The organism is Eoetvoesiella caeni, assembly GCF_003315175.1.
GTDB classification, from domain to species: domain Bacteria; phylum Pseudomonadota; class Gammaproteobacteria; order Burkholderiales; family Burkholderiaceae_B; genus Eoetvoesia; species Eoetvoesia caeni.
On the sequence record NZ_QNRQ01000006.1, the window covers coordinates 45,106 to 57,230 of the forward strand.

Here is a 12,125-nt window from a genome sequence, read left to right on the forward strand (position 1 = left end):
TTAATCCTTAGTTGCCGCGTGGCGGCACCTTTCCCACCTTTTATTTTCCTCAGGCCTCGTCCTTCGAGGGCGGGTGTTGTGTTGTCTGTGATTGTATGAGTTCCTTGATAAGGAGTATTACCATGTCATTTCTTGATTATTTGTCGGGCGCTGATTTGAATGAATCCCGCCGCTTCTTCATTGGCCGCTCCGGCTTGATGTTGTCTGGCGCGGCTATTGCCCTGATGGCGGGCAACGATGTGCTGGCCAAAGGGCAAAAATCGAAATCGGCCGAATCCGATGTGCGTATTCTGAATTCAGCGCTTGGGGCCGAGCTTGAAGCCATTGCTGCCTATCAACTGGGCGCTGAAAGCGGCCTGCTGCAAAAGCCGGTGCTGGATCTGGCCGTAACCTTTCAAGGCCAGCATAAGGAACACGCCGATCTGCTTTCCAAGACAGTTACGAAACTGGGCGGCAAGCCGGTTTCCGCCAAAGAGAAATACGTTTTTCCAACGGATAAGCTAAAGACGCAGAACGACGTCCTGCGCTTTGCCGCCATGCTGGAAAAGGGCGCTGTCAGTGCTTATCTGGGGGCGGTGCCGATCTTCGACAATCGCGATTTATCCAAGGCGGCTGCCAGTATCCTGGGCGATGAAGCCATGCACTGGGCCGTCTTGCGCCAGGCATTGGGCGAAGCCCCTGTTCCTTCGGCGTTTATGTCATGAGCCGGCGGCTAGCGTGGTTGTCCTGCGCCTGCGTATTGGCGTTTGGCGGCACTGGTGCAAGCCAGGCGCTGGCCGATACCCCTTTGACCGGCGATGCGACGCGCGGCGAAGCCATATATTCGCGATGCCTGGCCTGCCATGCGCTGGCGTACGACCGCACCGGGCCGCGGCATTGCGGTCTGTTCGGGCGGCGGGCCGGGTCGGTGCCCGGCTTCGCCTATTCCACGGCAATGAAGAATTCCAAGATCATCTGGGACGAGAAAACCCTCAATTGGTTTTTGACCAGTCCCATGACGGCCATTCCCGGCACGGCCATGGGGTACGCGGGCATTCCGGACGCGCAGGAAAGGGCTGATTTGATCGCGTATTTGAAAAAAGCGGATGCCGGCCCGGAGTGCGCATCAAAGCCGTGAAGCTCTGTTTACAGGGCCGCTAATTTGACAGCCAACCAAAAAAACCTCATAATCGCGTTCTTTAGTTTTCCGATGGGTTGGTAGCTCAGTTGGTAGAGCACCGGACTTTTAATCCGTTGGTCCCGGGTTCGAGCCCCGGCCAACCCACCATTAAAACCTAAAGAAATCAAAGATCAAAGCCGCTTTTTAAGCGGCTTTTTTCTTTTCTTTGCCCGCTGGCGCGTTACTTGCTCTGTAAATTGCTCCGATCTTTCAGGGGCTGGCCATGTCGGTACTGACAAGTATTTGGCAAACGGTGGTGAGCGAGTTTTCAGATATTGGCGACATCAGGCAGGCCACGGTTATTGGCGTGCGCCTGATCGTTGCTATTGCGCTGGGCGCCGCAATCGGCTTTGAGCGCGAACTTCGGGGTAAAGACGCCGGTCTGCGTACGCATATGATGGTGTCGCTGGGCGCTGCCATCTTCATCCTGGTGCCCGTTACCAGCGGGATGCAGGCCACGGACGTAAGCCGTGTCATGCAAGGCGTCGTGGCCGGCATCGGCTTTCTGGGGGCCGGGGCCATTCTGAAACTGGAAAGGAATGGCGAGGTAAAAGGCCTGACCACCGCTGCCAGCATCTGGGTTGCCGCCGCTGTCGGCATTGCGGCAGGCTACGGAAGAGAGGGCACGGCCGTTGCCAGTACGCTGGTTGCCTTGTTTGTCCTGGCAGTGCTTGGTCGCCTGGAGAAGAAGTAGTATTCCTGCGTGATGAAAAAACCTGCTTGCTATCCCGCTTTGTTTATTAATTAAATAGTTAATTAATGGAAATCCCTAGGTTTTATTTATTGTTCGATTAGTTAATATTCTGCATTGCTACGTTGGGTTGATAACTCGCGCGGCAGCCACCGAGAAATTAAGGAGATAAGCAATGAGGATGACAACTATAGCGGCGGCGATTGCCGCAAGTGCCGTCGCAATGGCAGCCCAGGCCGCCGACACGATCAAGATCGGCGTGATTCAGCCCTTGACCGGATCGGTGGCCTATAACGGCGCAGCCGACGTGAACGGTTCCAAGATCGCGGTAAAAGAACGCAACGCCAAGGGCGGTGTACTGGGCAAGCAGGTAGAGCTGGTGATTGAAGACGGCGAATGCCAGCCGTCCAAGACCGTCAGCGCCGCGGAGAAGCTGGTCCAGCAAGACAAGGTGCCGGTGATTTCCGGCGCTTTCTGCAGTTCGGCCACGATCGCCGCCATGGGAGTCGCGCAAAAGTACAAGGTGCCGCTGCTGTCGGGCGTTTCATCGAAAAGCGACCTGACTGAACGAGGCAACGAGTGGTTCTTCCGCACGGCGGAAACCGACGGTTTGCTGGCGCGCGCTTTCGCGAAAATCCTGGTCGACCAATTGCATCTGAAGAAAATTGCCTACATCGGAGTGAACGACGATTGGGGCCGCGGCGGCATGACGGAGTTTTCCACGCAGATAGAGGGCATGGGCGGCGAAACGGCCATGAAGCTGTATTTCGACCATGGCACGACCGACTTTTACACCATGCTGACCCGCGTGCGGGCCGCCAAGCCGGACGGCGTTTTTGTTGCCGCTGAAACGCAGGACGGCTCCATCCTGGTCAAGCAGATGAAGGAAGTCAATCTTCAAAGCAAAGTGTTCGGTGTGGGCAGTTGGGCTACCGCGGACTTTGCCAGGTTGGCGGGCGACGCTTCGCAGGGCATACATGCGGCCGTGCCTTATGCCTACACCATCGATCGCGCTGAAAACAAAAAATTCGTTGCGGAGTACAAAAGCGCGTATGGCGAACTGCCCGGCAAGTACTCTGCCGCCGGCTATAACGCTTTGAACATCATCATGGATGCCATCGAACGGGCTGGCGCGGCCGACCCGGACAAAATCCGGCAAGCCTTGGCCAAGACCGACTACAACGGCCCAAATGGTTCTTTCAAATTCAACTCCAAACGCCAGGCTTACGGGTTTGACGCGGTACTGGTGCGCTTGAACAAGGGCGAACCGGAGATTGTCGCCCAAGCCACTGTAACCGCCGACGAATAAGTGCCTGGAGGACAGGCCGCAAGCGCGGCCGGTCTTTCAAAGGGGAAGGATTGTGTTCGATTTATTTTTGCAGTTTGTGGTGAATGGGCTGGTCAACGGGACGTTCTATGCGTTGTCGGCGCTTGGGCTGACCTTGATCTTTGGCTTGATGCGGCTGGTGAATTTCGCGCATGGCGAGTTCTACATGATGGGAGGGCTGCTGGGATGGGTGGTCACCCAGAAGCTGGCCATGGATTTCTTCTCGGGTCTGCTCCTGGTGGTGGCCATCATGGCCTTGTTCGGCTGGCTGCTTGACCGCTATGTCATGGTGCGGGTGCGCGACAAGGGACCAGAGCCCGGTATTTTGCTGACCATAGGGCTTGCTATTTTCTTGACGAACACGGCGCTGATGATAGTGGGCACGGCGCCCCAGAAAGTACTGGCGCCGGTTTCCAGCGCCCCGTTGTTCATCGGGCCCATCGTTATTACCCAAGTACGCCTGTTTGCCATCGCGGTTTCCATCGTCGCAATTGTGGGAGCGCGGTTGCTTATACAAAAGACGAAGTTGGGGAAAGCCATGCGCGCAACCTTCCAGGACGCCACGGCGGCCAGCCTGGTGGGAATCAATACGGCGTCGATTTACGCCTCCACGTTTGCGCTGGGCTCCGCCCTGGCTGCAACGTCGGGAATGTTGCTGGGGTCCATCTATGTCGCGCAGGCATCGATAGGCGGCTTGATCAGCCTGAAGGCGTTTGTTGTCGTCATTCTTGGCGGCATGGGCAATTTTGCCGGGGCGGTTCTTGGTGGACTGATTCTGGGCGTTGCCGAGGCCTTGTGGGGCGGCTATGTGCAGACCGGAACCGTCGATATGGTGGGTTTCGCGTTAGTAATACTGATTCTTTTCTTCCGTCCTTACGGTTTGTTCTCGGTTCGTGCGGAGCGTGCCTAAATGAAATTTGAACGCAATGTATTGGTGGGGTTCTTGATTTTGTCGATGCTGTTGGGGGCATTCCTTCAAAACGACTACTTCTTGCACCTGCTTGTGCTGGTCCTGATGTACACCATGCTGGCCAGCAGCCTTAACCTGATTGTCGGCTACGTGGGCGAGTTTCCGTTGGGGCACGTGGCATTCTTTGGCTTGGGCGCATACACCGTGGCCATTCTTAGCGCTCCATCGGTGGGCGTGCCGCTGACACTGACCATTCCAGCTGCCGCTGTGGTCGCGGCGGCGGCGGGCTGGTTGATCGGGCGGATTACCCTGAGATTGAACGGCCCGTTCTTTGTCATCATCACCCTGGCGTTTTCGGAGGTGTTGCGCCTGCTTGCCGGCAACTGGATTTCGCTGACCAATGGTCCGATGGGCATATCAAGCATTCCGCATCCCGCGCTCCTGGATATGGTGCCCTGGCTGCAAGGCAAAAGAGGCTTTGTGATGCTTGGCGTGCTGCTTGCCGCAATTACTTTCTATGTGGGATACCGGCTTGTGTACTCCAGCGCCGGCCGCGCCGCGGTGACTCTGCGCGAGAACCGCTATGTGGCGCAGTCCGTGGGTATAGACCCGTTCCGCTACTCGATGTTCGTCTTTGTGATCGCCGCCTTCCTGGCGGGCGTGGCCGGCGCCTATTACGCCACTTATATTTCCTTTGTGGGCCCCGAAGTGTTCGGCTTTCCGTTTACGGCAACCATGATCATCATTGTTTTGCTTGGCGGCAAAGGCTCCCTGATAGGGCCGGTGCTTGGGGCCGTTATCGTGACTTTGCTCGAGGCCTATCTGCGCGAGTTCAAAGAGCTGCGCTTGTCGTTGTTCGGCCTTATTGTGATGGCGGTCGTGCTGTTTGCTCCGGACGGTGTAATGGGATATGTGCGGCAACGATTCTTGCCGTTCTTTAAAAGGGCCAGCCATGCTTGAAGTAAAAAGCCTTAGTAAGTCGTTCGGCGGTATTCACGCAGTCCAGGATATTGACTTCAGCGTTGCCAAAGGCAGCATCGTCAGTTTGATCGGCCCCAATGGGGCGGGCAAGACCACCTGCTTTAATTTGATCACCGGCTTCTACCGGCCCACTCGCGGCCAGGTGTTGTGGGACGGCGCCGATGTGACTGCCACGAACCCGCACAGCATGGCGCGGTTGGGCGTCATAAGAACATTCCAGAAAACCAATGTCCTGCGCAACTTGACCGCGTTCGAGAATGTCGCGCATGCCCAATACCTGAAAGGCCGCACACCGCTTTGGCGCACCTTCTGGCCGAGTTCGGAGACGGCCGCCGTCAAGAAGGAAATCAGCGAATCGAGCTTTGCGATTCTTGAGCTCATGGGGTTGGGCAAGCGCCTGCATGTGGAGGCGGGGGCGTTGTCCTGCGGCGAACTGCGCTTGCTGGAGGTGGGCGTTGCTATTGCAGCCAAGCCGCGCCTGTTGATGCTGGACGAACCAGCGGCTGGCTTGAATACGCGTGAGGCGGAAGGCTTGGCCGAGCTGTTGTCGGCCTTGCCGGGAAAGTGGGTTGATTCCATTTTGCTGGTTGAGCACAACATGAATTTGATCATGAAGGTCTCCGACAATATTGTGGTGATGAACTTCGGCAAGAAGCTGGCCACAGGAACGCCCGCTGAAATACAGCACAACGAACAAGTGCTTGAAGCATACATGGGGAAGGCGGCATGAGCGTCATCAATACAGAAGCGGAAGTCTTGCTTGACCTGAAAGACGTCGTCGCGGGATACGGAAACCTGACGGCCCTGCATGGGGTCAGCCTGAACGTAAAGCAAGGAGAGGTGGTGGCCTTGCTGGGAGCCAATGGCGCAGGCAAGTCGACAACTCTGCGCACCATCTCGGGCCTGATCAAGCCATCGGCCGGCAGTTTGCGCTGGAAGGGCGCTTCCATTGTGGGCAATGCGCCTGAAAAAATTCTGCGCCTTGGGGTTTCTCATTGCCCTGAAGAGCGCCATGTCTGGCCGGAAATGACTGTTGCCGAGAACGTCGAGTTGGGTGGCTACCTGCTCAAGTCCAAGACGGAGCTGCAGCGGCGCAAGGACATTGCGTTCCACCGTTTCCCCAGGCTCAAGGAGCGCGCCGGCCAACTGGCCGGCACTTTAAGCGGCGGTGAACAGCAAATGCTGGCAATTGCCCGCGCGCTGATGTCCGAGCCCACCCTGCTGGTGCTGGACGAACCCAGCCTGGGCCTGAGCCCCAAGATGGCATTCGAGGTGTTCGATGTGGTGCGCGAGATCAATTCGCACGGCGTTTCTATTTTGCTGGTCGAGCAGAACGTACATAACGCGCTGAGCGTTGCATCGCGCGCCTATGTGCTCGAGACCGGACGAGTGATTGCCGAAAAAAGCAGTGAAAGTTTGTTGAATGACCCGGATTTGCTAAGCGCCTATCTGGGTGGATGACCGTTAAAGGAAAATGCATGACCTCAGCAGCTGTACCGTCGACTTTTTGCTATGGAGCCAATGTCCACGCCAATAATATCCGCCAGCATTACTTGCGTTATGGCGGTTCGGGAGTACCGCTGGTGCTGGTTCCCGGCATTACAAGCCCTGCGCCGACCTGGGGCTTTGTGGCAGAAAGGCTGGGCAGGCGGTTCGACACCTATGTTCTTGACGTCAGGGGCCGAGGCCTATCCGAAGCGTCCGATAAGCTGGACTATGGCGTCGACGCATGTGCGGACGATGTAAGCGCATTCATCGACGCATTGGGGCTGAGCGACGTGGTGCTGTTGGGCCATTCCATGGGAGCAAGAATTACATTGCGGGCCGCAGCGCGGCGCCCGGCGGGCATTGGCAGGATGGTGCTGGCCGACCCGCCGGTATCTGGTCCGGGCCGCAGGGCCTACCCATCGAACCTTGACTGGTATACCGAGTCGATCTCGCTCATGCGCAAAGGCGCCGGCGCCGAACAGATGAAGGCGTTTTGTCCGACATGGACGCTTGAGCAGTTGCAGTTGCGTGCGCAATGGCTGCACACCTGCGACATGCGGGCGGTAGTCGAAAGCTATGGCTGGTTCCACACCGACGATATGTTTCCCGATCTTGCCCGCATCCAGTCCGTGCCTACGCTGGTTATGTCGGCCGGCAAGGGCGGGGTCATTCTTGACGACGATATTGCCGAGATGCGCGCCTTGAATCCCTTGCTCAAGACTGCGCGTGTCCAGGCCGCCGGCCACATGATCCCATGGGACGACGCGGAAGGCTTTTATCATGCGTGCGCCGAGTTTCTCGGCGTGGATATTTAAACATGAACATGAAGGGAGGCGATCATGGCAGTTTCTGATTATCAACTGATTCAAGCCTGGAACCAGGTGCTCGACTTGTCGGGCGTTCAGGCGGGCCAGATGGTCAGTATTTTGACGAGTTCGAGTACGCATCCTCAAACTCTGGCCACCGCGAAAATCGCCTTGGCAGGGCTTGGTGCCAATATGGTGCAAATCGACTTGCCGCCGATAAACGCAGAACTTTCCTTAAGCCGTGACGTCCTTGCCTATTTGGGGACGACACCTCTAACCGGAAATCCCGCGGCAATTGCAGCCTTGAAGGCCAGCGACCTGGTGCTGGACTTGATGACGCTGCTTTTCTCGCCGGAGCAGCACGAGATACTGCAGTCCGGAACCAAGATCCTGCTTGCCGCCGAGCCGCCCGAGGTATTGGTACGGTTGGTTCCCACACTGGAGGACCGCGACCGTGTCTTGCAGGCCGCAAAAATTCTTGAAGGCGCCAAGCTGATGCGCGCGGTTTCGGATGCGGGCACCGACCTGCACCTGCCGCTTGGGCAATATCCGGTGATGAAAGAGTACGGTTTCGTGGACGAGCCGGGACGATGGGACCATTGGCCCAGCGGCTTCATTCTTACGTGGCCCAACGAAGGCGGCGCCCAAGGAAAGATTGTCCTGGATCGCGGCGATATTCTTTTGCCGATGAAGTCCTACGTTGCCGACCCAATTGAAATGACTGTTGAGAACGGGTTCGTCACCAGGATCGAGGGCGGACTGGACGCCGACCTTTTGAATGAATACATGGCGTCGTTCGACGATCCCGATGCCTACGCCATGTCGCATATAGGCTGGGGACTGCAACCTCGCGCCTATTGGTCCACGCTTGGCCTGTATGACAAAGAACAGACTTTGGGCATGGACGCCAGGGCCTATGCGGGCAATTTTCTTTTTTCGTTGGGGCCCAACAACGAAGTAGGCGGCAGCCGTGCAACGCCTTGCCATATCGATATTCCATTGCGCCAATGCACGGTGACGGTGGACGATAAAACGGTTGTTCGGCGGGGCGTCGTATGCAAGGAGGGTTCATGATGGCCACGGAACAAGATGTTTATTCGCGCCAGGGATTCGGCAGCCGTCTTGAGGTCAAGGGCAGGGTCGGCTTGCTGATTGTCGATTTCGTCAATGGCTTTGCGGACCCGGCGGCATTCGGCGGCGGCAACATCGCCGCAGCCATCGCCAATACCAGGCAAGTACTGGCCGATGCGCGCAAGCATGGCTGGCCGGTGGCCCACAGCCGCATCGTGTTTGCCGACGACGATGCGGACCTGAATATATTCGGCCTGAAGGTGCCGCCGCTGACGGCACTGAAGCAAGCCGACGCTGCCAGCGCGATAGTCGACGAACTGGCGCCCGCAAAGGGCGAGCTTGTTGTGAGCAAGACGGTCCCTTCGGCATTCTTCGGAACGAATTTGTCGGCGTGGCTTGCGCAGCGCGCGGTGCAAACGTTATTGATAGCAGGGGCCACGACCAGCGGGTGCGTTCGCGCCAGCGTTGTCGATGCCATGTCGTTCGGGTTTCGGCCATTCGTGCTGGAGGATTGCGTCGGCGATCGCGCGCAAGCGCCGCATGACGCAAGCCTGTTCGATATTCAACAGAAATATGGCGAAGTATTGGCCTATTCGGCGTTGCAGACTCAACTGCTCGCTGGTCCAGTCGATTAACGTCGCTCTTTATTATTTGTTTAGATAATTAATATTTTAGAGCCGGGCGGGTCGCAGAGCCGTCCGGCAGTACAAGACCCAACGTGGAAAAGGTAACGGTATGAGCAAGAAGCTGAAAGTGGGAATTATCGGCGGCGGAGTCGGAGGAGTGACCCTGGCCGCGGGTTTGTCGCAGCATGGCATCGAGACGCATTTATTCGAACATGCGGCGCAATTCGGAGACGTCGGCGCCGGCATTCAAATGACTCCGAATGCGGTCAAAGTCATTACGGCGTTGGGTGCCGCGCCGGCCTTGGACAAGGTTGGTTTTTTGCCGGAGGCATTGGTCGGGCGCAACTGGGATACGGGTGAAGAAACCTTCCGCATCCCACTGAAAGAAGATTGCCCGCGTTTGTACGGTGCGCCGTTCTATCATGTCCATCGCGCGGACCTGCATCATCTGCTGGCCGACTTGGTTGCCGGGGCTAACGTGACCTTCTCCATGCATTGCATCGACGTCACGCAGGACGCCGACAAGGCGGTGGCGCATTTTGCCGACGGCTCTACGTTCGAGGCCGATCTTATCGTCGGAGCGGACGGCGTGCGCTCGCAGGTCCGCCACGCCATGTTCGGCACGGAAGCGCCGCATTTCACGGGGCATATGTGCTATCGCGCGGTTGTGCCGTTCGATGAGATGCCGGACTTCGTTGCGCCCGAGTCTTCTTTCTGGCTGGGGCCGAAAAGCCATGTGGTGACGTATTACGTGAACGGCGGAAAAGCGGTGAACATTGTCGCCGTGGCCGAAACGGCCGAGTGGGTGGAAGAGTCCTGGAATGCCTTGAGTACGCGCGAAGACCTTATGGCCGATTTCAAGGGCTGGCACCCGAATATCACCAAGTTGTTCGAGCGGGTCACCGAGGTTTATCGCTGGGGATTGTTCGACCGCGACCCTATGGCAAAATGGTCCAAGGGGCGGGTTACCTTGCTGGGCGACGCTGCCCATCCCATGCTGCCCTTTTTGTCCCAAGGGGCGGCCATGGCCATCGAAGACGCCTACGTGCTGGCCCAGGCGCTTGCGGCCATGCCGGACAAGCTTGAGCAGGCGCTGGCCCAATACGAAGCCGAACGGGTAGGCCGTACCAGCCGGGTGTTGCTTGAGGCGCGCGAGCGCGGCAAGACCTATCACTTGGCCTCGAAGGACGAACAAGCCAAGCGCGACGCCGAATACCGGGAGCAGCAGAAAAAAGATCCTCATGCTGGGGGGATCAAGGCGAACTGGGTCTACGCTTACAACGCCACCGATTTTCGGCCTGCGGTCTGAAGCGGAATCAGCCCTGCTGCGGCTGCCTTGCTGGCGCCATCATGGACAGGCGCGCCGGCGCAGGGACGCCGGCGCATAAATTGCCCTGCGGGAGGGCCGATTTGGTACTATGCGGTTGGCCATGGCCAGATTCCGGGGGCGCCTTGGTCTCCCGGTTCCCTATTATTGAATCGAGAGCTTTATGGGTAGTGCGCAAAAGTCGTCCGATCTGAAGACGTGGACCAAACGTAGCCGTCCGGGCAGGCCGGAAGGCATCGGCGACAATTCATCCGAACGGATATTGGATGCGGCTGAATTGGTGTTTGCCGAGACTGGCTACGCCGGCGCCAGTTTGCGCAATGTCGCCAGCAAGGCGGCCGTCACCCAGGCGCTGATCAATTATTATTTTGGATCGAAATACGGCTTGTATGAAGCGGTTTTCATCCGTCGCGGGAGGTCGATTTCCGACGACCGCATGACGCGCCTGGAAGAATTGAAGAAACGCAAGCAGCCGGTAACGGTCAACGACGTGGTGCGGGCTTTTCTGGCGCCGACCATTGCTTTACGAGCGGTCCCGGGGGGCCGAACTTTCTTGCGTTTGCAAGCGCGCCTGCATACCGAGCCCGCCGAAATTTCTTATAAGCTTCGCAACGAAGCCTATGACGCCTCGACCCGGGCCTACGTCGAGTATTTCAAGGAAATATGTCCGCAGTTGTCGGACAAAGATATCAACTGGCGCGTGGCGTTGATGGTGGGGGCGTATATGTATGCGTTCTCGGACACGCACCGCCTGGAACAGTTGGCCCCCAATGTCTGCAACCCCAACGACTCCGAAGAAATTTTCGAGCAGATTACCGCTTTCGTAACGGCGGGTTTACTGGCCCCGCCGGTACATCCGGTTTGAACGGGCCCGGCCTGGCTTAGCGGCCGACTCGCAGCGTGCGGGTGGCCGCCAGCTTTTTGCTGTCGCGTTGGTTGATCATGACCGTCACGGTGCGCGGCGTGAAAGCGCGGGGCAGGGTGGCGGTGCCTTGAAGCTGGTTGTAGTATCCCACTGTTATTGCTTCCGGCTCGGTATTGATGGTGGCGCCGTTGCCGTTGGGGTAGTAGCCGGCTATCCGCAGCTCCATGTCGCCCTGGAATGGCGCGGCGTCTTCCTTGTCTTGCATGACAAGGATTTTATAGTTCAGCTGGCCATCGACGACGTTGAAGTCGGTGGCGCGAATGCCCGGGTTGGTGCCGCGCGGATCGGGCGGAATCGACTGCGCAAATAGTTCAAGGTCGTTCTTGAGCTTGGCGATTTGCTCTTGCGACTGCTTTAACTGCGTAGCCAGTTTGGCTTGCGCCGATTTGCTCTCGCCAAGATTGTTCGATTGCGAGTCGACTTGCGCCTGCAGGCGTTGTTTGTCCAGGTTTGCGCTATTCAGATCGCTTTGCAATTGCAATGATTGCTCCGCGGTAAGGCGAGTGGGGCCATAGCTTTTTTGCAAGAACAAAACGCCGCCCGAACCCAGAACGATGCCGGTCAGTATCAAAACCAGCCAGCGGGGAATGCGGCGCTTGCGGCGTGATGATCCGTATGGGGTGGGTTGGAATACGTTGCGTTTCGACGAGCCGAATAAAGCCATGGTGCAAATCCTGAGATACAGTACAAAAAGTCTTGATTTGTGAAAATAAAAGCGTTAAAGCATAACGTGGAATCGGGGCTTAAAGTCCACGGGTCTACTTTGGTTGCGGACTGGCGGGTTTTGATACATTTGGCGCTGGGCCTGATGCGC

14 protein-coding genes and 1 tRNA gene are annotated in these 12,125 nt (G+C 57.5%); 14 read left to right on the forward strand and 1 reads right to left on the reverse strand.

What is annotated here, in order from left to right; translation table 11 throughout:
• Positions 1 to 122: 122 nt before the first annotated feature.
• The 14 genes from DFR37_RS12255 (at position 123) to DFR37_RS12320 (ending at position 11,251) form a co-directional block, all read left to right on the forward strand.
• Positions 123 to 704 carry a ferritin-like domain-containing protein gene (locus DFR37_RS12255; RefSeq protein ID WP_113933531.1) on the forward strand — a complete coding sequence of 194 codons (582 nt, stop codon included), beginning with the start codon at positions 123 to 125 and terminating at the stop codon, positions 702 to 704.
• Positions 701 to 1,117, forward strand: coding sequence for a c-type cytochrome (locus tag DFR37_RS12260; protein ID WP_113933532.1), 417 nt, complete (start codon positions 701 to 703; stop codon positions 1,115 to 1,117). Before DFR37_RS12255 ends, DFR37_RS12260 begins: the two co-directional genes overlap by 4 nt.
• A 74-nt stretch (positions 1,118 to 1,191) precedes the next feature.
• Positions 1,192 to 1,267: transfer RNA gene (locus tag DFR37_RS12265), tRNA-Lys, on the forward strand.
• A gap of 115 nt (positions 1,268 to 1,382) precedes the next feature.
• A complete protein-coding gene (locus DFR37_RS12270) occupies positions 1,383 to 1,853 on the forward strand; it encodes an MgtC/SapB family protein (protein ID WP_113933533.1) in 471 nt (156 codons plus the stop codon).
• Positions 1,854 to 2,025: 172 nt separating this feature from the next.
• Positions 2,026 to 3,159, forward strand: coding sequence for an ABC transporter substrate-binding protein (locus DFR37_RS12275; protein WP_113933534.1), 1,134 nt, complete (start codon positions 2,026 to 2,028; stop codon positions 3,157 to 3,159).
• Between the two features lie 52 nt (positions 3,160 to 3,211).
• Positions 3,212 to 4,087 (forward strand): branched-chain amino acid ABC transporter permease, encoded by an 876-nt coding sequence (locus DFR37_RS12280; protein WP_113933535.1) that lies wholly within the window; start codon positions 3,212 to 3,214, stop codon positions 4,085 to 4,087.
• Positions 4,088 to 5,047 carry a branched-chain amino acid ABC transporter permease gene (locus DFR37_RS12285; RefSeq protein WP_113933536.1) on the forward strand — a complete coding sequence of 320 codons (960 nt, stop codon included), beginning with the start codon at positions 4,088 to 4,090 and terminating at the stop codon, positions 5,045 to 5,047.
• Positions 5,040 to 5,798: an ABC transporter ATP-binding protein gene (locus DFR37_RS12290; RefSeq protein ID WP_113933537.1), complete on the forward strand. Its 759-nt coding sequence runs from the start codon at positions 5,040 to 5,042 to the stop codon at positions 5,796 to 5,798. The genes DFR37_RS12285 and DFR37_RS12290 overlap by 8 nt, the downstream gene beginning before the upstream one ends.
• Positions 5,795 to 6,529, forward strand: coding sequence for an ABC transporter ATP-binding protein (locus tag DFR37_RS12295; RefSeq protein WP_113933538.1), 735 nt, complete (start codon positions 5,795 to 5,797; stop codon positions 6,527 to 6,529). The genes DFR37_RS12290 and DFR37_RS12295 overlap by 4 nt, the downstream gene beginning before the upstream one ends.
• 17 nt (positions 6,530 to 6,546) lie before the next feature.
• Positions 6,547 to 7,371 carry an alpha/beta fold hydrolase gene (locus DFR37_RS12300; RefSeq protein ID WP_113933539.1) on the forward strand — a complete coding sequence of 275 codons (825 nt, stop codon included), beginning with the start codon at positions 6,547 to 6,549 and terminating at the stop codon, positions 7,369 to 7,371.
• Between the two features lie 24 nt (positions 7,372 to 7,395).
• Positions 7,396 to 8,436 (forward strand): 2,5-dihydroxypyridine 5,6-dioxygenase NicX family protein, encoded by a 1,041-nt coding sequence (locus tag DFR37_RS12305; protein ID WP_113933540.1) that lies wholly within the window; start codon positions 7,396 to 7,398, stop codon positions 8,434 to 8,436.
• Complete coding sequence (locus DFR37_RS12310) at positions 8,436 to 9,068, forward strand: isochorismatase family protein (protein ID WP_113933800.1); 633 nt, start codon at positions 8,436 to 8,438, stop codon at positions 9,066 to 9,068. The genes DFR37_RS12305 and DFR37_RS12310 overlap by 1 nt, the downstream gene beginning before the upstream one ends.
• A gap of 100 nt (positions 9,069 to 9,168) precedes the next feature.
• The gene (locus DFR37_RS12315; RefSeq protein ID WP_113933541.1) at positions 9,169 to 10,368 is read left to right on the forward strand and encodes an FAD-dependent monooxygenase; all 1,200 of its coding nucleotides are present in this window, start codon (positions 9,169 to 9,171) and stop codon (positions 10,366 to 10,368) included.
• Between the two features lie 181 nt (positions 10,369 to 10,549).
• On the forward strand, positions 10,550 to 11,251 hold the full coding sequence (locus tag DFR37_RS12320; RefSeq protein ID WP_113933542.1) for a TetR/AcrR family transcriptional regulator: 702 nt from the start codon (positions 10,550 to 10,552) through the stop codon (positions 11,249 to 11,251).
• A 16-nt stretch (positions 11,252 to 11,267) separates the two neighbouring features.
• Here DFR37_RS12320 and DFR37_RS12325 read toward each other — a convergent pair whose 3' ends face one another.
• Positions 11,268 to 11,975 carry a DUF6776 family protein gene (locus tag DFR37_RS12325; RefSeq protein ID WP_113933543.1) on the reverse strand — a complete coding sequence of 236 codons (708 nt, stop codon included), beginning with the start codon at positions 11,973 to 11,975 and terminating at the stop codon, positions 11,268 to 11,270.
• Between the last annotated feature and the right edge of the window lie 150 nt (positions 11,976 to 12,125).